Source organism: Pseudomonas sp. 58 R 12 (assembly GCF_900005865.1).
GTDB classification, from domain to species: Bacteria; Pseudomonadota; Gammaproteobacteria; order Pseudomonadales; family Pseudomonadaceae; genus Aquipseudomonas; species Aquipseudomonas tritici.
This window is the reverse complement of record NZ_CVTP01000028.1, coordinates 296,877-323,054: the sequence shown is the minus strand read 5'-3', so window position 1 is coordinate 323,054 and position 26,178 is coordinate 296,877. Positions and strand designations below refer to the sequence as shown.

General features: G+C 59.5%; 28 protein-coding genes and 4 tRNA genes. 11 read left to right on the top strand and 21 right to left on the bottom strand.

Annotated features, from left to right (window positions below; all coding sequences use genetic code 11):
* Positions 1-21: 21 nt before the first annotated feature.
* The 4 genes from BFP95_RS25820 to BFP95_RS25805 are packed head-to-tail and all read right to left on the bottom strand — an operon-like array spanning position 22 to position 4,592.
* Positions 22-1,044: a LacI family DNA-binding transcriptional regulator gene (locus BFP95_RS25820; protein ID WP_065874073.1), complete on the bottom strand. Its 1,023-nt coding sequence runs from the start codon at positions 1,042-1,044 to the stop codon at positions 22-24.
* A gap of 3 nt (positions 1,045-1,047) precedes the next feature.
* Positions 1,048-2,025 carry an ABC transporter permease gene (locus BFP95_RS25815; protein ID WP_015884943.1) on the bottom strand — a complete coding sequence of 326 codons (978 nt, stop codon included), beginning with the start codon at positions 2,023-2,025 and terminating at the stop codon, positions 1,048-1,050.
* On the bottom strand, positions 2,022-3,575 hold the full coding sequence (locus BFP95_RS25810) for a sugar ABC transporter ATP-binding protein (protein WP_065880892.1): 1,554 nt from the start codon (positions 3,573-3,575) through the stop codon (positions 2,022-2,024). Before BFP95_RS25810 ends, BFP95_RS25815 begins: the two co-directional genes overlap by 4 nt.
* Before the next feature lie 57 nt (positions 3,576-3,632).
* On the bottom strand, positions 3,633-4,592 hold the full coding sequence (locus BFP95_RS25805) for a sugar ABC transporter substrate-binding protein (protein ID WP_065874076.1): 960 nt from the start codon (positions 4,590-4,592) through the stop codon (positions 3,633-3,635).
* 564 nt (positions 4,593-5,156) lie between these two features.
* On the opposite strand from BFP95_RS25805, the gene BFP95_RS25800 reads away from it, so the two are divergent.
* The 3 genes from BFP95_RS25800 (at position 5,157) to BFP95_RS25790 (ending at position 7,381) form a co-directional block, all read left to right on the top strand.
* Positions 5,157-6,245 (top strand): asparaginase, encoded by a 1,089-nt coding sequence (locus BFP95_RS25800; RefSeq protein WP_065880891.1) that lies wholly within the window; start codon positions 5,157-5,159, stop codon positions 6,243-6,245.
* Positions 6,246-6,435: 190 nt separating this feature from the next.
* Positions 6,436-6,687 carry a DUF1654 domain-containing protein gene (locus BFP95_RS25795; RefSeq protein ID WP_082224448.1) on the top strand — a complete coding sequence of 84 codons (252 nt, stop codon included), beginning with the start codon at positions 6,436-6,438 and terminating at the stop codon, positions 6,685-6,687.
* Between the two features lie 4 nt (positions 6,688-6,691).
* A complete protein-coding gene (locus tag BFP95_RS25790; RefSeq protein WP_065874081.1) occupies positions 6,692-7,381 on the top strand; it encodes an endonuclease in 690 nt (229 codons plus the stop codon).
* Between the two features lie 31 nt (positions 7,382-7,412).
* On the opposite strand, the gene BFP95_RS25785 is transcribed toward BFP95_RS25790, so the two are convergent.
* Positions 7,413-7,778 (bottom strand): SPOR domain-containing protein, encoded by a 366-nt coding sequence (locus BFP95_RS25785; protein ID WP_065874083.1) that lies wholly within the window; start codon positions 7,776-7,778, stop codon positions 7,413-7,415.
* A gap of 263 nt (positions 7,779-8,041) precedes the next feature.
* Here BFP95_RS25785 and csrA point away from each other — a divergent pair, with 263 nt between their 5' ends.
* The 3 genes from csrA to BFP95_RS25770 all read left to right on the top strand — a co-directional run bounded on the left by csrA (position 8,042) and on the right by BFP95_RS25770 (position 9,076).
* Positions 8,042-8,236 (top strand): carbon storage regulator CsrA, encoded by a 195-nt coding sequence (gene csrA / locus BFP95_RS25780; RefSeq protein ID WP_003192511.1) that lies wholly within the window; start codon positions 8,042-8,044, stop codon positions 8,234-8,236.
* A 211-nt stretch (positions 8,237-8,447) separates the two neighbouring features.
* Entirely contained in the window at positions 8,448-8,687 is a 240-nt protein-coding gene (locus BFP95_RS25775; RefSeq protein WP_065874085.1) for a hypothetical protein, read from the top strand.
* A gap of 95 nt (positions 8,688-8,782) precedes the next feature.
* Positions 8,783-9,076, top strand: a complete 294-nt coding sequence (locus BFP95_RS25770; protein ID WP_065874086.1) for a hypothetical protein — start codon at positions 8,783-8,785, stop codon at positions 9,074-9,076.
* Between the two features lie 20 nt (positions 9,077-9,096).
* Here BFP95_RS25770 and BFP95_RS25765 read toward each other — a convergent pair whose 3' ends face one another.
* Entirely contained in the window at positions 9,097-9,774 is a 678-nt protein-coding gene (locus BFP95_RS25765; RefSeq protein WP_065874088.1) for an HAD family hydrolase, read from the bottom strand.
* A gap of 206 nt (positions 9,775-9,980) precedes the next feature.
* On the opposite strand from BFP95_RS25765, the gene BFP95_RS25760 reads away from it, so the two are divergent.
* From BFP95_RS25760 to BFP95_RS25745, 4 genes are all read left to right on the top strand, one after another.
* Positions 9,981-10,751 (top strand): alpha/beta fold hydrolase, encoded by a 771-nt coding sequence (locus BFP95_RS25760; protein WP_065874089.1) that lies wholly within the window; start codon positions 9,981-9,983, stop codon positions 10,749-10,751.
* A gap of 111 nt (positions 10,752-10,862) precedes the next feature.
* Entirely contained in the window at positions 10,863-11,108 is a 246-nt protein-coding gene (locus tag BFP95_RS25755) for a DUF2790 domain-containing protein (protein ID WP_049712400.1), read from the top strand.
* Positions 11,109-11,150: 42 nt separating this feature from the next.
* Positions 11,151-11,822 carry a heavy metal response regulator transcription factor gene (locus BFP95_RS25750; protein ID WP_049712399.1) on the top strand — a complete coding sequence of 224 codons (672 nt, stop codon included), beginning with the start codon at positions 11,151-11,153 and terminating at the stop codon, positions 11,820-11,822.
* Positions 11,819-13,219, top strand: a complete 1,401-nt coding sequence (locus tag BFP95_RS25745) for a heavy metal sensor histidine kinase (RefSeq protein ID WP_065910891.1) — start codon at positions 11,819-11,821, stop codon at positions 13,217-13,219. Before BFP95_RS25750 ends, BFP95_RS25745 begins: the two co-directional genes overlap by 4 nt.
* 11 nt (positions 13,220-13,230) lie before the next feature.
* On the opposite strand, the gene BFP95_RS25740 is transcribed toward BFP95_RS25745, so the two are convergent.
* The 5 genes from BFP95_RS25740 to BFP95_RS25720 all read right to left on the bottom strand — a co-directional run bounded on the left by BFP95_RS25740 (position 13,231) and on the right by BFP95_RS25720 (position 16,530).
* Positions 13,231-13,695, bottom strand: a complete 465-nt coding sequence (locus BFP95_RS25740; RefSeq protein WP_065910890.1) for an anti-virulence regulator CigR family protein — start codon at positions 13,693-13,695, stop codon at positions 13,231-13,233.
* Between the two features lie 63 nt (positions 13,696-13,758).
* On the bottom strand, positions 13,759-14,388 hold the full coding sequence (gene pcp / locus BFP95_RS25735; protein WP_065874094.1) for a pyroglutamyl-peptidase I: 630 nt from the start codon (positions 14,386-14,388) through the stop codon (positions 13,759-13,761).
* Positions 14,389-14,395: 7 nt separating this feature from the next.
* Entirely contained in the window at positions 14,396-15,346 is a 951-nt protein-coding gene (locus BFP95_RS25730; RefSeq protein ID WP_065874095.1) for a DUF979 domain-containing protein, read from the bottom strand.
* On the bottom strand, positions 15,343-16,059 hold the full coding sequence (locus tag BFP95_RS25725) for a DUF969 domain-containing protein (RefSeq protein ID WP_065874096.1): 717 nt from the start codon (positions 16,057-16,059) through the stop codon (positions 15,343-15,345). The genes BFP95_RS25730 and BFP95_RS25725 overlap by 4 nt, the downstream gene beginning before the upstream one ends.
* A 394-nt stretch (positions 16,060-16,453) precedes the next feature.
* A tRNA-Val gene (locus tag BFP95_RS25720) sits at positions 16,454-16,530 on the bottom strand.
* Between the two features lie 184 nt (positions 16,531-16,714).
* Between BFP95_RS25720 and BFP95_RS25715 the strand changes: the two genes are divergently transcribed.
* Positions 16,715-17,998 (top strand): NAD(P)/FAD-dependent oxidoreductase, encoded by a 1,284-nt coding sequence (locus tag BFP95_RS25715; RefSeq protein WP_065880889.1) that lies wholly within the window; start codon positions 16,715-16,717, stop codon positions 17,996-17,998.
* Between the two features lie 221 nt (positions 17,999-18,219).
* Here the strand turns inward: BFP95_RS25715 and BFP95_RS25710 are convergent.
* The 10 genes from BFP95_RS25710 to accD form a co-directional block, all read right to left on the bottom strand.
* Positions 18,220-18,296 (bottom strand) — tRNA-Asp (locus BFP95_RS25710).
* 104 nt (positions 18,297-18,400) lie between these two features.
* Positions 18,401-18,477, bottom strand: a tRNA-Asp gene (locus BFP95_RS25705).
* A gap of 55 nt (positions 18,478-18,532) precedes the next feature.
* Positions 18,533-18,608, bottom strand: a tRNA-Val gene (locus BFP95_RS25700).
* A gap of 107 nt (positions 18,609-18,715) precedes the next feature.
* Positions 18,716-19,480 carry an SDR family oxidoreductase gene (locus BFP95_RS25695; RefSeq protein WP_065874099.1) on the bottom strand — a complete coding sequence of 255 codons (765 nt, stop codon included), beginning with the start codon at positions 19,478-19,480 and terminating at the stop codon, positions 18,716-18,718.
* Positions 19,481-19,491: 11 nt separating this feature from the next.
* Positions 19,492-20,703 carry an O-succinylhomoserine sulfhydrylase gene (locus BFP95_RS25690; protein WP_065880888.1) on the bottom strand — a complete coding sequence of 404 codons (1,212 nt, stop codon included), beginning with the start codon at positions 20,701-20,703 and terminating at the stop codon, positions 19,492-19,494.
* 65 nt (positions 20,704-20,768) lie between these two features.
* Entirely contained in the window at positions 20,769-22,274 is a 1,506-nt protein-coding gene (gene purF / locus BFP95_RS25685) for an amidophosphoribosyltransferase (RefSeq protein ID WP_049712337.1), read from the bottom strand.
* 41 nt (positions 22,275-22,315) lie between these two features.
* Complete coding sequence (locus BFP95_RS25680) at positions 22,316-22,873, bottom strand: CvpA family protein (RefSeq protein ID WP_003234314.1); 558 nt, start codon at positions 22,871-22,873, stop codon at positions 22,316-22,318.
* 256 nt (positions 22,874-23,129) lie between these two features.
* The gene (locus BFP95_RS25675; protein WP_065874102.1) at positions 23,130-23,792 is read right to left on the bottom strand and encodes an SPOR domain-containing protein; all 663 of its coding nucleotides are present in this window, start codon (positions 23,790-23,792) and stop codon (positions 23,130-23,132) included.
* A complete protein-coding gene (folC, locus tag BFP95_RS25670; RefSeq protein ID WP_065880887.1) occupies positions 23,776-25,083 on the bottom strand; it encodes a bifunctional tetrahydrofolate synthase/dihydrofolate synthase in 1,308 nt (435 codons plus the stop codon). Before folC ends, BFP95_RS25675 begins: the two co-directional genes overlap by 17 nt.
* Positions 25,080-26,000: an acetyl-CoA carboxylase, carboxyltransferase subunit beta gene (gene accD, locus BFP95_RS25665; protein ID WP_065880886.1), complete on the bottom strand. Its 921-nt coding sequence runs from the start codon at positions 25,998-26,000 to the stop codon at positions 25,080-25,082. Before accD ends, folC begins: the two co-directional genes overlap by 4 nt.
* Positions 26,001-26,178: the final 178 nt, after the last annotated feature.

Genomic DNA, 26,178 nt, shown 5'->3' with positions numbered 1-26,178 from the left:
ATCAGTACTCATCAATTCGGTTCAGCGGTATTGCGCGAACGTACCGGCGACGGGCGCCGTCGACTCACGCAATACGATGCTCGGCGTCACGATCCGTTGATCGATCGGCAGTTGGGGTGTTGCAATTCTTTGCAGTAAAAGCTCGGCCGCTGTTTCGCCCAGTTGCACGATCGATTGCCCCACCGTGGTCAGCGCCGGATAGACGTAGCGGCCCATTTGAATGTCATCGAAACCGATTACCGACAGCTCGCCCGGCACGCGGATATTACGCTCCGCCGCTGCGCGCAACACGCCGAAACCAATCATGTCGTTGCTGGCAAAAATGGCGCTGGGCGGATTTTGCGCCAGTAATTGCACGGCGGCGGCATAACCGCCAGTGCTGGTGAAATCACTTTCTTGGGTGCGATTGGCCGCCACCGCCACGCCCGCCTCGCTCAACGCGCGGTGATAACCCGCCAGACGCATCTGCGCGACGCGGGTATGGGCCGGGCCGCCGATGCAGGCGATATCGCGATGGCCCAGCTCGAGCAAGTGCCGGGTCGCCAGGTAGGCGCCCTCCTCGTGATCGATACGCACCAAGTCCACGTCAATGCCATCCAGCGCCCGGTCAACAATCACCATGGGCGTACGCACCGCGCTCAAGCCTGCGGCGAGGCCACTGTCGTCGCCACCCACCGACGTCACGATCAAGCCGTCGATACGCTTCTCCAGCAACACGCGCAGATAGCTGCGCTGCTTTTCAGCGTTGTCGTCGGAGTTACAGAGGATCACGCAATAGCCATTGCGCTCGCAGTAATCCTCGATGCCCCGGGCCAGCTCCGCAAAATAGGGGTTAAGGCTATTGGGCACCAGCAAACCGATGGTGGCCGTGGTCTTGGCTTTGAGCGAACGCGCGACAGCGCTGGGCACATAGTCGAGCTGCTTGATGGCCGCCTCGACCTTGATGCGTACCGGCTCGCTGACCGGGCGAGTCTTGTTCACCACATGGGACACCGTGGTGTAGGAAATACCGGCAAGCGCGGCCACATCCTTGATCGTTGCCATGGTTCAGCCTCGTCGACTGGCGCGCTGGCTGCGGTAGGTATCCAGAACCACGGCAATCACGATCACGGCACCGGTGATAATGCGCTTAGTGGGTTCCGTGGCACCGATCTGCGCCAGGCCAGCGGCCAATACCGAAATAATCAACACACCAAAAAAAGTACTGATCACCGAACCACGTCCACCCATCAGGCTGGTACCACCGATGACTACCGCAGCGATCACTTGCAGCTCCAGGCCGGAACCCGCGTTCGGGTCCGCCGCTTCAAGGCGCGAGATCTGGAACAACGCCGCCACACCGGCCAGCAGGCCCATAAGGCTGAACACCAGGATCTTGTAGGGCTTGGGATTGATCCCGGCCAGGCGTACGGCTTCTTCGTTGGTGCCGATACCGATCAGGTAGCGACCAAACACAGTACGCGTCAGTACAAGCTGCGCGGCGATGATCACCAGCAAGGCAATGATGAACGACGGCGAGATACCAAAGGCAATCGGGTTGGACAGCCAGGCAAACGAATCACCGATGTAAGCCGTGCGCGATCCGGTCATCTGGTACGCCACACCACGGGCCATTTCCAACACGCCGAGGGATACGATAAATGAAGGAATACGCCAGGCCACGGTGATCGAGCCGGTGATGGTGCCGGCCAATGCCGCGCAGCCCATGCCCAGCACAGCGGCCGGCAATACACTCCAGCCCCAACTGAGAATTGCCACGCTGACGGCCGATGCCGCCAGTGCCAGCACCGAGCCCACTGACAGGTCGATACCGCCGATGATCAGGATGAAGGTCATGCCCACCGCCAGAACCATCAGGTCCGGAATCTGGTTGGCCAGGGTGCTGAAGGTGTCGTAGGACAGGAAGTGGTCGCTGAGCACCGAAAACAGCGCAATCATCGCCAGCAAAGCACCCGCCAGGCCCAGGTAAGTGCCCAGACCATAGAAGTTGCCGCCGGTTTTACCGGGTGAAGTGGTGGTTTTCATGGGGTATCCCTAAGCACTGCGTCGTTGAGCAGCGCATCACGTTTTTGATAGCCGGCAAAGGCGGCGGCGAGCAATTCGTCCTGAGTCCAGCTGTCACGCTCGAAGGTGTCGATCAGACGCCCGGCGGACAACACACCGATACGATCACAGATCAGCATGAGTTCACGCAGATCGCTGGACACCACCACCAGCGCTTTGCCCTGGCGGGTCAATTCGCCGAGCAAGGCATAGATGTCGAATTTGGCACCGACATCGATACCGCGAGTCGGCTCATCGAACAGCATTACCGAGCAATCGCGCTCCAGCCAGCGGCCAATCACCACTTTCTGCTGGTTACCGCCAGACAACTCGGACACCAACTGCGCCGGGCTGGAACTGCGAATGCGCATGGCATCGATCTGGCGCTTGGCCAGTGCGGTTTCGTTGCGGCTGTTGACCACGCCGCCACCGGAAATTTCCGGCATGTTGCCCAGGGCAATGTTGGCGCTGATGGACTGGGTCAGCAGCAGGCCTTCGCCCTTGCGGTCCTCGGTGATCAAAGCAATGCCATGGCCCACCGCGTCCGCCGGCGAGCGGATGCTCACCACTTGAGCCGGCGAACCGAGTGCCACAGTGCCGCTGTCGGCCAGGTCGGCGCCGAAGATCAGACGCAGCAATTCGGTACGACCGGCGCCGATCAGGCCGGAGATGCCGTAAATCTCACCTGCGCGCACTTCAAAGGACACGTCGCGGACTTTGTCCGAGCGGGTCAAGCCTTTTACCGTCAGGGCCGGGCCACCTATGGTGCGTGGGCCCAGGTCAATGTGTTCGCCCAACTCACGGCCGACCATCAAGGTGACCAGTTGCTCGCTGTTGTAGTTGGCCATCGGCTCGACACACACCAGCTTGCCGTCGCGCAATACCGCGATGCGCTGGGCGACACGGGCCAGCTCTTCCAGCCGGTGTGAAATGTAAATGATCGCCACGCCCCGGGCCTGCAGACGGGTGATTTGTTCAAACAGCATCTCGACTTCACGGGCGGTAAGCATCGCCGTGGGTTCGTCGAGGATCAATACGTGGCAATCGCCGATCAGGTTGCGGGCGATCTCGACCATTTGCTGATGGCCAATGCCCAGGGTGCCGACCAAGGTATCCGGGTCGATGGCGTCCAGGCCGACCTGGGCCATGGCCTCAATCGCAGCCTTGCGCAGTTGCTTGCGGCTGATCCAGCCACACTGGCTGGGCAGGTTATCCAGAAAAAGATTTTCGGCCACGGTCAACGTGGGCAGCAGGTTGAGTTCCTGCATAACCATGCGCACGCCCAGCTCTTCGGCCTGGGTGCGGCTGCCTGGACGGTAGTCCTGGCCATTGAACTGCATGTGCCCGGTGGTGGGTGTGACCAGCCCGCCGATGATCTTCGACAAGGTACTTTTGCCTGCGCCGTTTTCACCGGTCAGCGCCAGCACTTCGCCGCGATTGAGCGTCAGGGTGATGTCGGACAGAACCGGTTGGGCATAGGTCTTGCCGATACCGCTGACCGAGAGGACAGCGTTCGGGGCGGAAGATGACATAGGAAAATCTCCAGGCGCCCGCTCAGGACGAGCGGACGCTGTTGGGTGCTGCCAGGATTACTTCTTGAGGACGAGTTCGACCGGGGTTTCGATCACGCCGTCTTTGGAATCGACTTTCTCACCCTTGACCAGCTTGAGCGCGTTCTGGATACCGAACACGGCTTGCTGAGCAGCGGCCTGGTCAGCGGTCGCCAGCACACGACCGTCCTGCAGCATCGGCTTGATGGCTTCGATATTGTCGTAACCCACGACCAACACCTTGCCGGCCTTGCCTGCCGCACGTACGGCGGAGACAGCGCCCAGGGCCATGTTGTCGTTACCGGCCAACAGGGCCTTGAGGTCCGGGTACTCGCTCAGCATGGCGGACGCCACTTTCTGGCCCTGGTCGATTTCCCAGTTGCCGGATTGGGTGGAGACGATCTTCATGCCGGCAGCATCCATCGCGTCCTTGTAGCCCGCGGTACGTTGCTGGGCGTTGGTGGTGGTCGGTACACCTTCAATGATGCCGACCTTGTCACCCGAGGCCAGTTGCTTGGCCAGGTAGTCGCCCACCAGCTTGGAACCTTTGCGGTTGTCCGGGCCTACGAATGGAATATTGAGGTTTTTGCTTTTGAGCACGTCCGGGTCCAGGCGGTTGTCGATGTTGACGACCTTGATACCGGCATCCGAAGCCTTCTTCAGCACGGTCACCAACGCCTTGGAGTCGGCGGGTGCGATGACGATAGCGTTGACCTTGGCGAGGATCATCTGGTTGACGATGTCGATCTGCGCGCTGGTGTCGGTTTCGTTCTTGATGCCGTTGGTGATCATGTCGAACTCGGCGGCGTGATCTTTCTGATAGGCCTTGGCGCCATCTTGCATGGTCACGAAAAATTCGTTGGCGAGGGACTTCATCACCAGGCCGACCTTGGGTTTGGCGGCGGCGTCATCAGCAAATGCAGAGGAAAGAGGCAAAGCGGCGGATGCGGCAGCAAGCACAGCGACAGCAAGAAGACGTCCAGCGAATGGCAGCTTCATGGGTTCACTCCGATCTTATGATTATTGTGAGCAACGCTTGCACCGAAGAGTGCTTCGGCAGCCTTCCCACCCGGGTGGCTGATACGAGCTGTCACGACACTTCAGGCGTGTTACGTGAAACATCTCGCAAACGTTTGCGTTATCCAAACTATGAGAACCTTGTCGAGATTTGTCAACGGTTGAAAGCAGCCTTTCATTCAAGCCATACAGCACCTCGCTCGCGCCTGACAAAGGATGTGATTAAACATCGCTCTCCCCCGGCCGTTCTCTAAAACGACAGGCCGTGCCGCGCCACGCCTACCAACTCAAAGGCCCGACCGCCAACTTTTTTCGGACAACCGAACGCAATACAGCCCGATGTTCGGAAAGCCGGACGCGCACTTGGGCATAACAGGCTACAAAAATAATATAAATCGTTATAAATCAATAAGTTATTTTATGTTCGCGCGCACAATCGGCCTGGTACAGATCCTGCTCTACTCAACCACCTCGTGGCATTCAGAACTGCCCGGGTGTTCTAGATGAACCTGCTACAGCACTCATCAAAAACCAGAGAGAAAAATAATGAAATCTGTACTGAAGACTTTTGTTCCGGGCGCGTTGGCCCTCCTGCTGCTGTTCCCCGTTGCCGTCCAGGCAAAGGAAGTTGAAACCAAGACCAAACTGTCCAACGTGGTGATCCTCGCCACCGGCGGCACGATTGCCGGTGCTGGCGCCTCCGCCGCCAACAGCGCCACCTACCAGGCCGCCAAGGTCGGCATCGAGCAATTGATCGCCGGTGTTCCTGAGCTTAGCCAGATCGCCAATGTACGCGGCGAGCAAGTAATGCAAATTGCGTCCGAAAGCATCAACAACGAAAACCTGCTGCAACTGGGTCGTCGCGTCGCCGAACTGGCGGACAGCAAGGACGTGGATGGCATCGTGATCACTCACGGTACCGACACCTTGGAAGAAACCGCTTACTTCCTGAACCTGGTAGAAAAAACCGACAAGCCCATCGTGGTGGTCGGCTCCATGCGTCCAGGCACCGCGATGTCGGCAGACGGCATGCTCAACCTGTACAACGCCGTGGCCGTGGCCAGCAGCAAAGAGGCACGCGGTAAAGGCGTGCTGGTAACCATGAACGACGAGATCCAGTCGGGTCGCGACGTCAGCAAGATGATCAATATCAAGACAGAAGCGTTCAAGAGCCCATGGGGTCCACTGGGCATGGTGGTTGAAGGCAAATCCTACTGGTTCCGCTTGCCAGCCAAGCGTCACACCATGGATTCGGAATTCGATATCAAAAACATCAAGAGCCTGCCCGATGTTGAGATCGCCTATGGCTATGGCAATGTGAGCGACACCGCCTACAAGGCCCTGGCTCAAGCGGGCGCCAAAGCCATCATCCACGCCGGTACCGGCAACGGCTCGGTATCGTCCAAAGTCGTACCTGCACTGGTGGAGCTGCGCAAGCAAGGCGTGCAGATCATTCGCTCTTCCCACGTCAATGCCGGCGGCATGGTTTTGCGTAACGCCGAACAGCCTGACGACAAGTACGACTGGGTCGCAGCACTCGACCTGAACCCGCAGAAAGCGCGCATCCTGGCGATGGTCGCCCTGACCAAGACTCAGGACAGCAAAGAGCTGCAACGGATGTTCTGGGAGTATTGATTCCCGGTGATACCTCGGCAGGGTCGGTTTGCCCGCCCCTGCCTCCTCGCAAAACCCTTCGATAAAAATACCTGCGCCCTACACCAAATTGCCTGAACTGCTGTCAGACGGACTTCTTGAAGTTTAAGCAGTTGCGAAATCGCCTACAGTTAAATACTGTATGTGCGTACAGCAAACTAAGGAATATTCCGTGGCAAAGTCCTCTCCTGCAGTGCCAACCCCACCTGGTGCCTACGAACGCCTGGCCATTCGTGTGCAAAAAATCATCAATTCGACCAACGCCCAGAAAGCCAAGGCGGCTTTGATTTTTCGTTTGCCGGAAGAGCCGGAGGATGAGTGGGCGCGCTTGCTGGAGGAAATCGCGGAGAACGACAACGTCACCCTCGCCTATCGCGACGATGGCGGTGTGCAGATTTTCTGGGTTGTGCCGAAGGAAGATTGATTCAATGAGTGTCCGTTTTATCGCTGTGTGTTGCCTGTTTTTCGCCGTTACCGCCCACGCCCAAGCGCCTCGAACCTTCAGCGAAGCCAAGAAAGTCGCGTGGAAACTGTACGCCCCACAATCCACCGAGTTTTATTGCGGCTGCAAATACACCGGCAACCGCGTGGACCTGAAAGCCTGTGGCTACATCCCACGCAAGAACGCCAACCGTGCCGCGCGGATCGAGTGGGAGCACATCGTTCCGGCCTGGCAAATCGGGCATCAGCGCCAGTGCTGGCAGGACGGCGGGCGCAAGAACTGCACGCGCCATGATGACGTGTTCAAACGCGCCGAAGCCGACCTGCACAACCTGGTACCGAGCATCGGCGAGGTCAATGGTGACCGTAATAACTTCAGTTTTGGCTGGCTGCCCGTGCAAAGCGGGCAGTACGGCTCATGCTTGACCCAGGTGGACTTCAAAGCAAAGAAGGTGATGCCACGCCCTTCTATTCGGGGAATGATCGCTCGCACGTACTTCTACATGAGCAAGCGATACGGCTTGCGCCTGTCGAAACAGGATCGCCAGTTATACGAAGCCTGGAACAAGACCTACCCGGTACAGGCCTGGGAACGTCAGCGTAACCAGACCGTGGCATGCGTAATGGGACGCGGCAATGAGTTTGTCGGCCCGGTGAACCTTAAAGCCTGCGGTTGAAAAAGGGCGGAAACCCCGCCCATCCAAGTTGTTACTGCGCAGCCTTGTGTTCAATGATTTCTGAAACAGTATCGGTTTTCTTGGCACGGGCCATTTTCTCGTTGAGCAACGTTTGCTTGGCCTCAGCCTCAGCCTTGGTTGCGAACGGCCCCAACAGGACTTCGTCCTTGCCGTCGACCTTCACGATATAAAAATTGAAACCATGTTCCAGCAACCAGGCGGTGAGGTCGGTGATCGCCTGCAACTTGTGGTCCGGCGGGCCAACCCGCACGTCCCATTCCTGGGCGGCAATCGCGCCGGTCTGGGGCTGGCTTTCGGTCACGACAGGCTTGGCCTTGGGCGCATCGACGCTTTTGCCTTCACCGCAACCGGCCAATGCCAACACCGCAATTGCCATCGCTACTTTACGCACTGCCCTGCTCCTTTAAAGATAAAGAGGCGACTTTATCATTCACTGTCTATTCTGGCCGTCATAAACATTGGCTTAAACAATGCGAATGATGTATCGCAGACCTGTATGATGCCGCCATGGGAATTAATGTCGCCTCTATGCGTCCTAAAAAGAGGCAGTCACAGGGAAGCGCTAAGCAGTACGCTACACACATCCGACACCTGCCCTGTCTGAAACATGTGTCCTTAAAAGTAATCAAGGAGAAGTCCATGCTTATACTCACCCGCAAAGTTGGTGAAAGCATAAACATCGGTGATGACATCACGATCACCATCCTGGGCGTCAGCGGCCAGCAAGTACGAATCGGCATCAACGCCCCTAAGGATGTTGCCGTGCATCGCGAGGAGATCTACCAGCGCATCCAGGCCGGCCTGACGGCTCCGGACAAAAACCAGACGCCTTGAAGTGCCTCCAGTAGCCAGCCCTTTCGTTCACTGTAACGGCTGGCGAAAACTCCTTGGAACTGCTTTTGTCTTTATTGCGTGAGTGACGTCGCCAATGTGTTCATCTTCGTGGAAAGATGAAACTGTCTTCACGCTTGGAACTTGTTGTTTCATTCACGGCCGAATCTCCTGACTGACTCTCAGCCATTCGTGTGCATTCAGGAGCACGTCGATGAGGCCTACGACCACACACCCATTTGCCTACAGGTCTTGGTTGATCGCCCTATTGATAGGGTTGGTCTTCGTCGGGCTGGCCTATGGCTTGAGGTACGCAATCGAAGGCACTGGCTCCACCGATCCCCATTCGTGGCTGGACCTGACGCTGCTGCTCGGCGGCTACCTGTTCCTGTTCTGCCTCAAACCTATCCAGCGGGCCGTGCAACGTCGGTTGTGCCGACAAATGACACGCTGATACCGCATTCCTTGCTATCAGATCGCCGGTATTTACAGCGCCACAACTCGACCTATGCTTGGGCGTGCATGATCAGTAAAAGGGCCTGAAGCAAGATGGACACCCTGAGTAAATCGCAAATCGAGTCCGCACTGGCAGCCCGTCTGCCCAGCTACCAGGTGACCTGCACGCTGCACGCGGACGGAACGCTTTCGGCAGTGCTCAGCGGCCCGGAAACCGACCACTTTGCAATTACCGGGATCGTGCGCGCCCATTATCGGGGCGCCGAGGCAATCGCGCGGCTGGCCAATGAAATTCTTCGGGAGATGGTGCTGTCACGCCAAGGCATGAGGAATAATCGGATGCAGCCCCCCGATCAAGCCAATGCCGAACAAGGCCGAGGCCGTTAACGGGCTCGGCTTTTTTTATATCAGGCCGCCCCGCTCTGCACATACAACAAGCCGTCCGTGTCGCACTGCACCTTCAACGGTTCATACCCGTCAATCGAAGGATGCTCGGTGACCATAGGCGTGTGATGTGTCGACGTCACGACCATCACATCCGCCCCTGCTGCCTCTGCCGCCCGGATGCCTACCGTCGCGTCTTCAAATACCAGGCAATCCTTCACCGGCACACCCAGGCGTTGCGCGCCCAGCACGTAACACGCGGGGTTCGGCTTGCCGAGGGCAACATCTTCAGCCGTCACCAGCACCGCCGGCGGCGCAATACCTGCCGCTTGCAGCCGACGCAACGCCAGTTCCCTGGGTGCGGAGGTGACCAGCGCCCACTGATCACCCGGCAGGCTGTTCAAAAACGTGACCGCGCCGGGAATCGCAACAACACCGTCCACATCATTGATTTCAGCCTCGGTAATCCATTGCGCCTCCACCTCAGGATCGACGCCGGGCAATGCCTGGCGTGTGATGGTATCGATCGCTCGAGCACCGTGAATGGTCTTCAAAAACGCTGCCACATCCAGGCCATGGCGTTCAGCCCAGATGCTCCACACCCGTTCGGCAGCGGCAATGGAATTGAGCAACGTCCCATCCATATCAAACAGAAAGGCACGGTAACGGCGGTTGAATACAGCTGAACCTCGGATGGACACTGCTTGGTTTCCTCATCGGTTTTAACAAATATCGGCCCAATGCAATCTACGGATCACCTCGGCGCTTGTAAACGCAACCGACGTCGAATGCATTACAGGTTTGTAATGCAGCCGTAAGTGTTGGCAGCACCCTCACTTCATACAGTGAAGTCGTCAGTCACCCACGCCGGATGACGCCACTTCCTACTGATGAAAAGGGTCCCACCATGAAACCTGCAAGCAAACTCTGCCTGATCGCCGCCAGCCTGCTGATGCTGGGTACTGGCACCGCCATGGCCGGCACGGTCGCACCGATCAAAGCCAATAACGTGGTGCTGGTACACGGCTCATGGGCTGACGGTTCGAGCTGGTCCGAGGTAATCACCCGGCTTCAGGCCGCCGGTTTGCACGTCACCGCCGTGCAGAACCCGCTGACCTCGGTGGCCGACGACGTCGCCGCCACCAACCGCGTGCTGGACCAACAAGACGGCCCTACCGTGCTGGTCGGTCATTCCTACGCTGGCACGGTGGTCAGCGACGCCGGGGTCAACCCGAAGGTCAGCTCGCTGGTGTACGTCGCCGCGCGCGCGCCGGACGCCAATGAAGACTTCGTCGCACTTTCGGCCAAGTTCCCGACCATGCCGGTACGGTCCGGTGTCGAAGACCACGACGGTTACCTCACCCTGAGCCAGGACGCCTTCCTCAAGTACTTCGCCGCCGATGTGCCACACGCCAAGGCCCTTGAGCTGTATGCCGTGCAGCAACCCATCACTAAAACCCTGTTCAACGGTCGCACCGTCAATGCCGCCTGGCACACCAAGCCGTCCTGGTACGCGGTGTCGACGAATGACCAGACCATCAACCCGGATCTTGAGCGCTTTCTTGCCAAACGTATGAACGCCACCACCATCGAGTTGCCTTCGAGCCACTTGTCACTGGTGTCCCACGCCAAGGAAATCACCGACCTGATCCTCGAGGCCTCCGGCCGCCAACCCTGAGCCCCGCATTACAAACTTGTCATCATCCTGTTGGTGGGCTGTTCGGGACGGCTGGTTACCGTGTACCCACTGCCACGACGTGACAGCCAACCCTTTTAGAGAGATACCGTCATGAAACTGTTTATCCTCGGCTTTGCCGCTCTGCTCGCAACCGGTTCCGTGTTTGCCGCCGAACCCGTGATCCACGACAAAACCGGCTTCTTCGTGCACCTGGATGTGGCCAAAGTACTGTCAAGCACCGACACCTACGGCCAATGCGGCATCGTCCCGGCGCAACTCAACTACCTGGACAGCCAAGGCCGTGAACACGTGTTGGACTACCAAGTCCAGGCCATCGGTTGCCCCAGTGATAATTGATCGGGCTACACTTGCGCCACGCATAGAGACAAGGCACTTCCCATGAACATTCTTGTAGTCGAAGACGAACCCAAAGCCGGCAATTACTTGCTCAATGGCCTTCAGGAATTGGGTTACTCCGTCAGCCTTGCCCGTGATGGCGTGGACGGCCTGCACCAGGCCCTGGAGACGCCGTTCGACGTCATCGTGCTGGATGTGATGATGCCGAAAATGGACGGCTGGGAAGTGCTACGCCGCCTGCGCAAGGAAGCCGACACACCGGTGCTTTTTCTTACAGCCCGCGACGACATTGCCGACCGTATCAAAGGCCTGGAACTGGGCGCCGATGATTACCTGATCAAGCCGTTTTCCTTCGCTGAACTGGTGGCACGCTTGCGTACCCTGACGCGCCGCGGCCCGAGCCGGGAAGAGGAGCAGCTACAGATCGCCGACCTGCACATCGACGTACTGAAGCGCCGCGTCACCCGCGCCGGCACACGCATCACCCTGACCAACAAAGAGTTCGCCCTGCTGCACCTGTTCGCGACCCATCAGGACCAGGTGCTGTCCCGTTCGCTGATCGCCTCGCGCGTGTGGGACATGAACTTCGACAGCGACACCAACGTAGTCGACGTGGCCGTGCGGCGCCTGCGCTTGAAAATCGACGACCCGTTCCAGCTCAAGCTGATCCACAGTGTGCGGGGCATCGGCTACCGCTTCGATACCCAGCCATGAGCTGGCGCAGTCATTATTCCTTGACCCTGCGCCTGGCGCTGATCTTCGCGCTGCTCGCCTTCGCCCTGCTGGCTACCCTGGGCGTGGCGCTGTACCGCGAGCTCGAACGGGAACTGATCATGCGCGACGATGCCGCATTGATTTCCCGTGTCGATCAACTGCGTAACTTGCTCAACGACAGCAACACGCTCGACCTGATCAAGACCAAGCCGGAACTGTTCCAGAACATGCTGGGTAACCACGAGTCGGTATTGAGCATCGCCGCGCCGGGACAGAAACCGCTGCTGCTGGTGAACCCGGGTAATATCGATTTGCCGTCCGTGCCCCCCGTCGCGAAGGATCACGCGCTGGGACTCGCCGACGTGCACCATCTGCCTGGCGTCAATGGCGTGCCCTTCTCCACCGTCGCCGCCTCCATCGACTCCGGCGACCTGGGCAGCCTGCAAGTCACCAGCGGGCGCCTGATGACCGAGCGCACCGCGGTGCTCGCCAGCTATCGCTTGAGCGTTTATATCTTGGCGAGTATTGCCGCAATCCTCCTGGCAGTGGTCGGTTACCTGCTTGTTCATCGCGGGCTTTTACCGTTGCGCCGCCTGGCCCGGCACGCCCAGGGCATTGGTGTCGGCAACCTCGCCGAACGCCTCGACAGCCATGGCGCACCGAAAGAACTGCTGCCGATGATTGATTCGTTCAACACCATGCTTGAGCGGCTGGCCAAGGGCTTTGTGCAACTGGGCCAGGTGTCCACCGACATGGCCCACGAACTGCGCACGCCGATCAATAACCTACTGGGCGAAACCCAAGTCGCCCTGCAACAGAACCGCAGCATCGAAAGCTATCAGCAACTGCTGGCGTCCAATGTCGAAGAACTTGAACGCCTGGCGCGGATGCTCGACAACATGCTGTTCCTGGCCCGCACCGACCCGGCCAGCGCCCTGCGCCAACGCCAGGAGCTCAGTGCCACGGATGAGGTTGAACGCATTGCCGAGTACTTTGAAGGCTTGGCGGGCGATGTGGACATCAGCATTCAGGCTAGAGGTGAAGGGGTGATCTGGGCTGAGCCAATGTTGTTGCGCAGGGCCCTGGCGAACCTATGCGCCAATGCCATCAAATATGGTGCGCCGGGGACTGAGTTGGTGATTCAGGCGGTTCCTGATGCCGAGGGCATTTACCTGAGGGTCAGCAACCAGGGCGAAACCATAGCGGCCGAACATCTGCCGCGACTGTTCGAACGGTTTTACCGGGTGGATGAGTCACGGGAACGCTCGGCGCAGTCCAATGGGTTGGGCTTGTCGATTGTGGCGACCATCATGCAGTTGCACACCGGGCGGTACAGCGTGAGCAGCCACGACGGCGTGACCTGCTTTGAGCTGTTTTTCCCAGGACGCGTGGCGTAACGTTTGCCCCGTCAGTCAAAGGCCCCACTGAGTACTTCGTAAATGATGCCCGACGCGATGGTCACCAATATCAGATCGGTACCTGCTTGCTGCCATTCATACCCATCATAACGGGGCAACTGGCCCAATAAACGGCCATCCAGCTTTTTGGCGATGCCCGGCGGCAATGGCTTACCGCGTGCGAGGTTCTTCTGGATACCAGGGGGCAACGCTGGCCCCGGGCTCCAGTAGTTGCGGTAGCCACCCAATACATTCAGTACCCTGCCGCGATCGACGCTGGGGCCGTGATTACCCGATGCGCCTTTGCCTTTGGGTTTGTCATGCCCCTGCCCGCCCGAGCCGTTTCCGTTGCCGTTGCCGTTGCCTTTATCGTTGCCCTGCCCCTTGCCATTACCAGGATCGGCCAGGGCCATACCACTGCCAGCAAACAAGACAAGCGAAAGCACGACAGACACGCACTTCAGAGAGTTGATCATCGCAATTACCGTAGAATGGGTGTCCCTGAACTGTAGTTGAAGGTTGGCGCTCACGCCCTGCCCTCAACTGACCTGACCGCCCACTTCGACGATATCCATCGGGGTTTGCCATGCCGCAGACACCGCGATGCGCAACCCCTCGACCAGGGTCGACAGCACCATCGGCGGCTGGCATGCCCCGTAAACATCGGGGACGTGAATAAAGCCACTGCGCACGCCCGATCCCGCCAACTGGTGTTGCAACCGATAGAACACCTGGTTGCACACAAAGGTGCCCGCCGTTTGCGATACCGATGCCGCAATTCCCGCTTTGCCCACAGCCTTGACCATCGCCTTGATCGGCAGCGTCGTGAAGTAGGCTGCCGGGCCGCCAGCCACGACTGCCGTATCAATTGGCTGCTCACCCAGATTATCGGGGATGCGTGCATCGTTGATGTTGATCGCCACCCGCTCCATCGAGATAGTGCTACGCCCCGGCGCCAGGCCGGTGGCGATCACCATCACTGGGTGCAGCTCATCGATCAACTGGGTCAGGCACTCGCCAGCGGTCGCAAACGCGCAAGGCAGGCGGCGCGCAACAATCTGCACATCGCCTTCCAGCAGCACGCCATCCAGTTGGCGCACAGCTTCCCAGGACGGATTCACCGGGTCTTGATCAAAGGGCTCGAAGCCCGTCAGCAGTACAGTTTGCATCTCGACCTCACATCAACAGGTAAAGCAGTACGATATTGACCACCAGCATCATCAACGCGGTCGGCAACTGGGCCTTGATTACAGCGTTCTTGTCCGGCAACTCCAGTAACGCAGCCGGCACAATATTGAAGTTGGCGGCCATGGGCGTCATCAAGGTCCCGCAGTAGCCGGAGAACATGCCGATCGCTGCCATCACCGCCGGGTTACCGCCGTAGATTCCCACCAGTACCGGCACGCCGACGCCGCCGGTCATCACCGGGAACGCCGCAAAGCCGTTCCCCATGATCACCGTAAACAAGGCCATGCCCAACACGTAGACCATCACCGCCACCAACTTGAAATCCAGGTTGATATAGGTGGTAGTGACATGCGCTACAGCCGTGCCGACCCCAGCTTCGTTAAACAGCAAGCCGAGCATCGCCAGCATTTGCGGCAGCACCATGGCCCAGCCCAGGGCTTCTGTGAGGCGGCGGGATTCGCGCAAGGCTTGTACTGGCGTATCGCGGGTCAGCCAGCAGGCAAGGCCAAGGGCGATCAGGCAGCCGATACCGAGGGAGACGAAGGTGGTGTTTTTCGGGTCCAGCAGCGGTACGCCGCCGATTTCGGTGTGTTTGAGCAACACCGAGCCGATCACCGTGGTCAAGGGGATGGCCAGCGCCGGGATAAACAGTTTGTGACCCAGCCGACCGGCACTGGCACGCGAAGCCTTGTCATGCAGCTCGGCATGCTTGCCACGGCCGACGCCGCCCATGCCGGCGATCAATGCCATGACCACGACGCCGACACCGATAACCACCGACGGCAAACGCTCACCGATCAGGAACGGAATGGCGAACAACAACCAGAACAATGCACTGGACCAGCGCTTGGGATGGGTTTTGTCCATCACGATCATGCCCGCCGTGATCAGCAGCAGAACGCCGGCCAGCCAGTAGAGGTATTGAATGGAAATGATCATTGCGCGACCTCCACGGGTGTGGCGGCAGGCGTCATCTCACGGGTGAGCCTTCGGTCAAACCGGTGCAGGCGGATCGCATGGATGATAAACGCGCAGATCGCCGTAGGAATGCCCCACACCGCGATGTGCAGAGGTTCCACATCAATCCCTGAGCCGAGCAGGAAGGTGTGCATCAATGCGATGGCGCCAAAGGCGACAAAGATGTCTTCACCAAAAAACAGCCCGACGTTGTCTGTCGCGGCGCACATAGCTAACACTTTGTGGCGCAATTTGTCTGGTAGCTTGCCGTAGCGTTTTTCGGCGGCACCCTCGGCCATTGGAGCCAGTAACGGGCGCACCATCTGCGGGTGCCCGCCCAGACTGGTCAAGCCCATGGCGGCGGTGGATTCGCGCACAAACAGGTAGATGATCAACAAGCGCCCGACCGTGGCGCGCTCGAACCGTGCAATCCAGTTCTGCGCATGCAGGCGCAGCCCATGGCGCTCCAATAGGCCGATGACCGCCAGGGGCAACAACAGAATCAACTGCAGGGCTCGGGTCTGAAGAAAGCCATCGCCCATGGTGGCAAGGATTTTTTCCAGTGGGAAATGGGCGGCGAAACCGGTGGCGATAGCGGCGGCGGTGACCACCAGCAGAGGGTTGATGCGCAAGACAAAGCCAACCACGATCACAAGTACGCCGATCAACGGCCATAAGTTCACAACAGTTTGCATGGCGAGGAGGTCCTTTAGTGCGCGCTGCGGCGCCATTACAGCAGGATGTGAACAAAGGGTTCACAGCAAGAAGCGGCGTGCAGTCGGCTCGGTTTTTTATTGTTGACCCGGAAGGTCGAGCGTCAGTGGCGGCAACTTTGCTGCCTGGGGCGGGAGGTGTCCAACAAGAAAAATTGTTGCTGCAAACCAATAAATTTTGTGGGTGACTGACCTGTTGCTGCTTCAGATTTCCTTGGCGGTAGCGCCTGACGCTAGCGCTCCGTTTTCCAGCTTCCCTTCGTCCTTCACGCAGCGGGACGCGTCCTGCACGGCCATGGGCAAAAATCACAGGCAACAAAAAAGGGCCCACCTTTCGGTGAGCCCTTCTAGACCGCCCAGCAGAGCGGATTTTGTTTGGTAGGCGCGATTGGACTCGAACCAACGACCCCCACCATGTCAAGGTGGTGCTCTAACCAACTGAGCTACGTGCCTGCTGTGAGGCGACATTCTACGGAATTCCGGAGGGGTGTCAACATCTTTTTTGCAGCTAACCCTATGAATATGCGAATTTTTTATTGGCGTGGAGCCCACCCGTGAATTTCGGGTGGCTGGCAGGCAATTTTCAACTCAGGTAGGATCGGCGCACTCGTAAAAAATATAAAACAGAGGTTCCAGGATGGCGAACACCCCCTATCCCCAGTCGTATTACGCCGCTTCCGCGAATACCGTTCCACCTCGCCCGGCACTGCAAGGCGAAGTCGAAACCGATGTGTGCGTGATTGGCGCCGGCTATACCGGCCTTTCCAGCGCGCTGTTTCTGCTGGAGAACGGTTTTCGCGTGACGGTACTGGAAGCCGCCAAGGTGGGGTTTGGCGCCTCGGGCCGCAACGGCGGGCAGATCGTTAACAGCTACAGCCGTGATATCGACGTGATCGAGCGTAGCGTCGGGCCGCAGCAGGCGCAATTGCTGGGGCAGATGGCGTTTGAGGGCGGCAGGATCATTCGTGAACGCGTCGCCAAGTATCAGATCCAGTGCGACCTGAAGGACGGCGGGGTATTCGCCGCGCTTAACAGCAAGCACATGGGCCACCTGGAGTCGCAAAAGCGCCTGTGGGAACGCTACGGCCACACGCAGCTGGAGTTGCTGGACGAACGCCGCATCCGCGAAGTGGTGGCCTGTGACAACTACGTCGGCGGTTTGCTGGACATGAGTGGCGGGCACATCCACCCGCTCAACCTGGCCTTGGGCGAAGCAGCAGCGGTTGAATCGCTGGGCGGAACGATCTACGAGCAATCGGCAGCAGTGCGCATCGAGCGCGGCGCAAACCCAGTGGTGCATACCGCCGAGGGCAAGGTCAGGGCCAAGTTCATCATCGTCGCGGGCAATGCCTACCTGGGCAACCTGGTACCGGAACTGGCCGCCAAATCAATGCCATGTGGCACGCAAGTCATCACCACGGCGCCGCTGGGCGATGACTTGGCGAAGACGTTGCTGCCACAGGATTACTGCGTCGAAGACTGTAACTATCTGCTCGACTACTACCGCCTCACCCGCGACAAGCGCCTGATCTTCGGGGGTGGCGTGGTGTATGGCGCACGCGACCCGGCAAACATCGAGGCAATCATCCGTCCGAAGATGCTCAAGGCCTTTCCGCAGCTCAAAGACGTGAAAATCGATTACGCCTGGACCGGCAATTTCCTGCTGACCTTATCGCGCTTGCCGCAAGTCGGTCGGCTGGGTGACAACATTTACTACTCGCAAGGCTGCAGCGGCCATGGCGTGACGTACACGCACCTGGCGGGCAAGGTACTGGCGGAGGCGCTGAGAGGCCAGGCAGAGCGTTTTGATGCGTTTGCGGACCTGCCGCACTACCCGTTCCCGGGTGGGCAACTGTTACGCACGCCGTTTGCGGCGCTCGGGGCCTGGTATTACGGGCTGCGCGACAAGTTGGGCTTCTAACGCTATCCAACTGTGGGAGCGGGCTTGCTCGCGAATGCGGTGGTTCAGTCACTGGAAATATTGACTGACGAACCGCCTTCGCGAGCAAGCCCGCTTCCCACATAAGCCAAATCCCAGACACAAAAAACCCCGGCCTTTCGACCAGGGTCTTTGCTATCGGATCAAAGTAGCCAGAGGCTTTCTTTGTGCTCCAAGGCGTTCAGTGGGCCTTGAGGCAGATATGGCGCAGCGGACGGGACTCGAACCCGCGACCCCCGGCGTGACAGGCCGGTATTCTAACCGACTGAACTACCGCTGCGTATCGCTTGACCAGTTGAACGTAAACCCTCAACTGTCTTTAAACATCTGATCGATCAGCCTTGGCTGTTCAATCTCAAGCCTGATAAATCAAGCCTGGAAATATGGCGCAGCGGACGGGACTCGAACCCGCGACCCCCGGCGTGACAGGCCGGTATTCTAACCGACTGAACTACCGCTGCGCGTCGGTGCAACCTTTAACGTTGCGTCTTGCCCTGGGGCAAAACTCTCAAGAAGTGGTGGGTGATGACGGGATCGAACCGCCGACCCTCTGCTTGTAAGGCAGATGCTCTCCCAGCTGAGCTAATCACCCTTTGCTTCGTTGAGGCCGCGAAATTTACGCAGATAGCGGACCTAAGTCAATAGCCCGCTTGAAGTTTTTCTGAAAAAGACAAAATTGCTTCAAGACAGCTACCGGCCCTACTCGCTGTAAATCATCTTCTTGCTCATGCCACCGTCCACCACAAACTCTTGCCCGGTGACAAACCCCGCTTGGCGCGACAGCAACCATGCCACCATCGCCGCCACGTCCTCGACCGTACCCACCCTGCCCGCCGGATGCTGGGCGTGATCGGTATCACTCAGCGGCTCGGCGCGACGGGCTGCGGGATCACGCGCATCGATCCAGCCTGGGCTGACCGCATTGACCCGCACTTCCGGCCCAAGGCTCATGGCCAGGGCGTGAGTCAGCGCCAGCAGGCCACCCTTGCTCGCCGCATAGGCTTCGGTGTCCGGCTCCGATTGACGCGCCCGGGTCGACGCCAGGTTGACGATGGCGCCACCATGCGCACGAAGATACGGAGCGCAGTGCTTGGCCAACAGCATCGGCCCACTGAGATTCACGGCCAACACTCGATTCCAGTAGGCCAGATCCAGGCTTTCCAGGGTAATGTTGCGCGGGTCGGCGACCGCCGCATTGCACACCAGTGCGTCCAGGCGCCCGAACTGCCCGAGCACTTCGGCGACGCCTTGGGCCACTTGCTTCTCGTCGGCCACATCCATGGTGATAAACCAGGCGTTTTCGCCCAGCACCTTGGACACCCTGGAACCACGCTCGCGGTCCAGGTCGGTCAACACGACTTGCCAGCCTTCGCTGATCAGCCACGCGGCAATCCCGAGGCCAATGCCCCGCGCCGCGCCTGTCACCAGCGCGACACGCCCGTTACTGGCTGCCGCCGTGTCCATGGACCACTCGATCACAAGGCCGCCAGCCCGCGAGCCAGGTCAGCCTGCAAGTCGGCAACGTCTTCCAGGCCCACCGCAACGCGGATCAGGCTGTCACGGATACCCGCCGCCTCGCGCTCCTGTGGCGCCAGGCGCCCATGGGAGGTGGTGCTCGGGTGAGTAATGGTGGTCTTGCTGTCACCCAGGTTGGCAGTGATGGAGATCAGGCGAGTGGCATCGATAAAGCGCCAGGCGCCGTCTTTGCCGCCCTTCACTTCGAAGCTCACCACGGCACCGAAACCACGCTGCTGGCGCTGGGCCAACTCGTGTTGCGGGTGGCTCTTGAGACCGGCGTAGTGCACTTTCTCGATACCGTCCTGTTGCTCCAGCCACTCGGCCAGCGCTTGGGCGTTGGCGCAATGGGCCTTCATACGCAGGCTGAGGGTTTCCAGGCCTTTGAGGAAGATCCAGGCATTGAACGGGCTCAAGGTCGGGCCAGCGGTGCGCAGGAAGCCGACGACTTCTTTCATCTGCTCACTGCGACCGGCGACCACACCGCCCATGCAACGACCCTGGCCGTCGATGAACTTGGTGGCCGAGTGCACGACAATGTCCGCGCCCAGCTTCAACGGCTGTTGCAACGCCGGGGTGCAGAAGCAATTGTCGACCACCAGCATCGCGCCCTTGGCGTGAGCGACTTCGGCCAACGCGGCGATATCCACCAGCTCAGCCAAAGGGTTGGATGGCGACTCGACGAACAGCAACTTGGTGTTGGCCTTGATCGCCGCGTCCCAGCCGGACAGGTCCGCCAGAGGCACGTAGTCCACTTCGATGCCAAAACGTTTGAAGTACTTTTCGAACAGGCTGATGGTCGAGCCAAACACGCTGCGCGACACCAGCACGTGGTCGCCAGCACTGCACAGGCTCATCACCACCGCCAGGATTGCCGCCATGCCGGTCGCCGTGGCCACCGCCTGCTCAGCACCTTCAAGCGCCGCGATACGTTCTTCGAACGCGCGCACGGTCGGGTTGGTGTAACGCGAATAGACGTTACCCGGCACTTCGCCAGCAAAGCGCGCAGCGGCGTCGGCCGCCGTGCGGAACACGTAGCTGGACGTGAAAAACATCGGATCACCGTGCTCACCTTCCGGCGTGCGGTGTTGGCCGGCGCGCACAGCCAGGGTATCGAAAGCTACGCCATCGAGGTCGCTGTCCAACCGACCGGCATCCCATTCCTGACTCATGCTGCCACTCCTTACTCAATTCTTTATTTAAGATACAAAACCGGCCCCTCAGGGCCGGTTGTCACTCAGTTGTTGTACAGATCGATGATCGCGCTGACCGCCTGCGTCTTGATCTTCGACGAGTCATTACGCGCCTGCTCGATCTTGTTCAGGTAGGCCTCGTCGACATCCCCGGTCACGTACTTGCCGTCGAACACGGCGCAGTCGAACTGGTCGATCTTGATCTTGCCACCGCCGACCGCTTCGATCAGGTCCGGCAGGTCCTGATAGATCAGCCAATCCGCGCCGATCAGGTCGGCAACGTCCTGGGTCGAACGGTTGTGGGCGATCAATTCATGGGCGCTCGGCATGTCGATACCGTACACGTTCGGGTAACGCACGGCAGGCGCGGCGGAACAGAAGTACACGTTCTTCGCGCCGGCTTCGCGGGCCATCTGGATGATCTGCTTGCAGGTGGTGCCACGCACGATGGAGTCATCCACCAGCATCACGTTCTTGCCGCGGAACTCCAGCTCGATCGCATTGAGCTTCTGGCGAACCGACTTCTTGCGCGCCGCCTGGCCCGGCATGATGAAGGTACGGCCGATGTAGCGGTTTTTCACGAAGCCTTCGCGGAACTTGACGCCCAGGTGGTTGGCCAATTCCAGCGCAGCGGTACGGCTGGTGTCCGGAATCGGGATTACCACGTCGATGTCATGCTCAGGACGCTCGCGCAGGATCTTCTCGGCGAGCTTCTCGCCCATGCGCAGGCGTGCCTTGTACACCGAAACACCGTCGATGATCGAGTCCGGACGCGCCAGGTAGACGTGTTCGAAAATGCACGGGGTGAGTTTCGGCGCCACGGCGCACTGGCGGGTGTGCAGCTTGCCGTCTTCGGTGATGTACACCGCTTCACCTGGCGCGAGGTCGCGAATCAAGGTGAAGCCCAGCACATCCAGGGACACGCTTTCGGAGGCGATCATGTACTCGACGCCTTCGTCGGTGTGACGCTGGCCGAACACAATCGGGCGAATGCCGTGCGGGTCGCGGAAGCCGACGATGCCATAACCGGTGATCATGGCGACCACGGCGTAACCACCGACGCAACGGTTGTGCACGTCAGTCACGGCAGCGAACACATCTTCTTCGGTCGGCTGCAGCTTGCCACGCTGGGCCAGCTCGTGGGCAAACACGTTGAGCAGCACTTCCGAGTCGGAGTTGGTGTTGACGTGGCGCAGGTCAGATTCGTAAATCTCCTTGGCCAACTGTTCAACGTTGGTCAGGTTACCGTTGTGCGCCAGCGTGATGCCGTAAGGCGAGTTGACGTAAAACGGCTGAGCTTCGGCCGACGTCGAGCTGCCGGCAGTCGGGTAACGCACATGGCCAATGCCCATGTGCCCGACCAGGCGCTGCATGTGACGCTGGTGGAACACGTCACGTACCAGGCCATTGTCCTTGCGCAGGAATAACCGGCCGTCGTGGCTGGTCACAATACCGGCAGCGTCCTGGCCGCGGTGCTGGAGGACGGTTAGCGCGTCATACAGCGCCTGATTGACGTTCGACTTACCGACGATACCGACGATGCCACACATGCGACGCAACCCCTACTTAATGAATCTTGACTGAACACAACTTACTGAGGCGTTTTGGCCGGTAAGAGGTGTTCCTTGAACGGAAGATCAGCGGGTACGCTGATTCCGCTGGCCAGCCACTGACTGCTCCACCCCAGAATGAGGTTCTTGGACCAATCTGCAACCAATAGAAATTTTGGCACGAGTACCGACTCCTGCCACCATGCATCCTGCTGTACCGGCCCCAGGCTCAACAGCCCGACCGCCACGACCACCAGCAACGCGCCACGCGCAGCGCCGAAGGCCATGCCGAGAAATCGATCGGTCCCGGAGAGGCCGGTGACACGTATCAACTCGCCAATAAGATAATTGACCATTGCCCCCACCAGCAGCGTGGCGATGAACATGATGGCGCAGCCCGCGATGACGCGAGCCGAAGGTGTCTCGATGTATCCGGCCAGGTAGACCGACAATGAGCCGCCGAACATCCAGGCTACGACTCCTGCGATGATCCAGGTCAGCAACGACAGTGCTTCTTTTACGAAGCCGCGGCTTAGACTGATCAAAGCGGAGATGGCGACAATTGCAACAATCGCCCAATCAACCCAGGTAAATGGCACAGTGCAGCCTACGGACAGATGAGGCGGCGCATTTTAGCAGAGCGCTGGGCTGTCGGTAAGCTGTGATTGCGGCTGCTTTGCAAATCAATAGTTTGTGGCAAGCCAACGCGATTTCAAGCCACCACAAAACAAATGTGGGAGCTGGCTTGCCTGCGATGGGGCCGGCACATTCAACATCTCTGTTGATTAGCCCACCGTCATCGCAGGCAAGCCAGCCCCCACACTTGGCTTGCATTCCAACCAGAGGCTGGCGGTATCAGCCGCGCTCAGGCTGGAAACGGGTGACAAAACCCTTCAGGTTCTGCTGGCGATCCAGCAAGTCCCGCAGGCGATCCGCCTCTGCACGCTCGATCAGCGGCCCGATAAACACGCGGTTCTTGCCGTCGGCGCTGCGGATATAGGCGTTATAGCCCTGGCTACGCAGCTTTTTTTGCAACGCGTCGGCGCCTTCGCGGTTGCCCAGGCTGGCCACTTGAATCGACCAACTGATCGGCAAGCCATTCGGGTCGATACGACTCTGGCCCACATCAGGCTTGCCTGGTGCGGCGGGTTGCGGTGCTACCGGCTTGGGCGCGGGTGCAGGCGCGACGGGCTTGGCAGCCGCGACCGGCGCAGCGGGTGCTGGCTTGACCACTGGCACGCTGGGTTGCACCGGCATTGACGGTGCTTGCTGCGCAGCTACTTCATCATCCGTCGGCACAGGTTCTTCTTCCGGCAACGCCTGAGGCTCAGGCACGACCACCGGCTCAACCTGAACCTGCGGCACCGCCGGGGCTTGTGGCGCGGCCGGAGCCTCAACCACCACCTGACGCTCTTCGTCCTGGCGAGAAAACAGCATCGGCAGGAAAATCACCGCCAGCGCTACCAGAACCAAGGCTCCGACCATTCGCTGCTTGTATGCGCTATCCAGTAATGCCATGTGCAGCTTCCTCCGTGGAGCGCCGGGCTAACCACTCAAGCGCCTCGGCAACGCAATAAAATGACCCGAACAATAGAATTTCATCGTCGGGTGTGGCAACGGCGCACTGCGCTTCAAGGGCCTCGGTGACGCTTGCATATGACGCCACAGGTGCACCAAGGTTCTGCAAGGCCAGTTCCAGCTCAGCAGCCGGGCGACTGCGCGAAGTATCCAGCGGCGCCACAGCCCAGGCCTGGACACTGCCCAACAAGGGCGCGACCACGCCATCCAGGTCCTTATCCGCCAGCAGACCGAATACGGCAAGGCGACGACCGACCGGCGGCGTGCGTGACAGGCGCCGCGCCAGGTACTCGGCCGCATGGGGGTTATGTCCCACATCCAACAGCAAGTTCAGGCGCTTGCCCTGCCATTCGAACGCACGACGATCCAGGCGCCCTACCACGCGGGTAGCCAGCAATGTGGCAGCAATCTGCTCGGCATTCCACGGCAGATCCAGCAGCAGATAGGCTTGCAGCGCGAGCGCGGCGTTTTCCATTGGCAGGTTCAATAGCGGCAGGTCACGCAGTTCCACCGCCTGGCCACGGGCATCGCGCCCACGCCATTGCCAGTGCTGTTCACCGATCTCAAGATTGAATTCGCGGCCGCACAGGAAGAACGGGCAATCCAGCTCGCGCACCTTGTCCAGCAAGGTGTGCGGCGGATCCAGGTCACCACACAGCGCAGGCTTGCCCTGGCGGAAGATCCCGGCTTTTTCATAAGCCACAGACTCACGAGTGTTTCCCAGGTAGTCGGCGTGATCCACGCCAATGCTGGTAACCAGCGCCAGGTCAGCATCCACCACGTTAACCGTGTCCAGACGCCCGCCCAGACCGACTTCCAGCACCACCACATCCAGTTGCGCACGCTCAAACAGCCAGAACGCCGCCAGGGTGCCCATCTCGAAGTAAGTCAGGGAAGTTTCGCCTCGGCCCGCATCGAGTGCAGCGAAGGCTTCGCAGAGTTGCGCATCAGTGGCTTCGACGCCATTGAGTTGCACCCGCTCGTTGTAACGCAGCAGGTGCGGGGAACTGTAGACGCCGACTTTCAGCCCTTGGGCCTGCAGCAGCGCCGCGACAAAGGCACAGGTAGAGCCTTTGCCGTTGGTGCCGGTTACCGTAATCACGCGCGGTGCCGGACGGCCCAACCCGAGGCGGGCCGCTACCTGTTGCGAGCGCCCCAGACCCATGTCGATGGCGGACGGATGCAACTGCTCAAGGTAGGCAAGCCATTCGCCCAGGGTGCGCTGGGTCATAGGTTTGCTGGCACCGGCGGCACCACGATCGGCTCGACTTTAGGCGCGACGTAGACAGGCGTCGGCAGGCCCATCATTTGCGCCAGCAGGTTGCCCAGGCGCGGGCGCAGCTCACTGCGTGGGATGATCAGGTCGATAGCACCGTGCTCCAGCAGGAACTCGCTGCGCTGGAAACCTTCCGGCAGCTTTTCGCGTACGGTTTGCTCGATCACGCGCGGGCCGGCAAAGCCGATCAGGGCCTTTGGCTCGCCAACGATCACATCACCCAGCATTGCCAGGCTGGCGGAAACACCGCCATAGACCGGGTCAGTGAGCACGGAGATGAACGGGATGCCTTCTTCGCGAAGACGCGCCAGTACCGCGGAGGTCTTGGCCATTTGCATCAGAGAAATCAAGGCTTCCTGCATACGAGCCCCACCGGAGGCGGCGAAGCAGATCATCGGGCAACGGTTTTCCAGGGCATAGTTGGCCGCGCGGACAAAGCGCTCACCGACGATGGCACCCATGGACCCGCCCATGAAGGAGAACTCAAACGCCGACACCACGACTGGCATGCCGAGCAATTTGCCGCTGACGGAAATCAGCGCGTCTTTCTCGCCGGTCTGCTTCTGCGCACCGACCAAGCGGTCCTTGTACTTCTTGCTGTCACGGAACTTGAGACGGTCAACCGGCTCCAGGTCAGCGCCCAGCTCGTTGCGGCCATCAGCATCCAGGAAAATGTCGATGCGGGCGCGCGCGCCGATACGCATGTGGTGGTTGCACTTGGGGCAAACGTCCAGGGTCTTTTCAAGCTCGGGGCGATACAGCACCGCGTCGCAGGATGGGCACTTGTGCCACAGACCTTCAGGAACCGAGCTTTTCTTCACCTCGGAACGCATGATCGAAGGGATCAGTTTGTCTACTAACCAGTTGCTCATGCTTTCTTTCTCCAGTACCGGTGGCTTGAACACAGCCCCGCGTATGCCCTTGAGCTAAATTCATATGTGGCGATGACACATGCTGGACGGGGTCAGACGTTCGACCGGCCATTTCCTGCATGTACCCTCAGCCTTCCAGACAACCTGCCAGCGCAGGGTTGCCACTTTATTTCCGAGC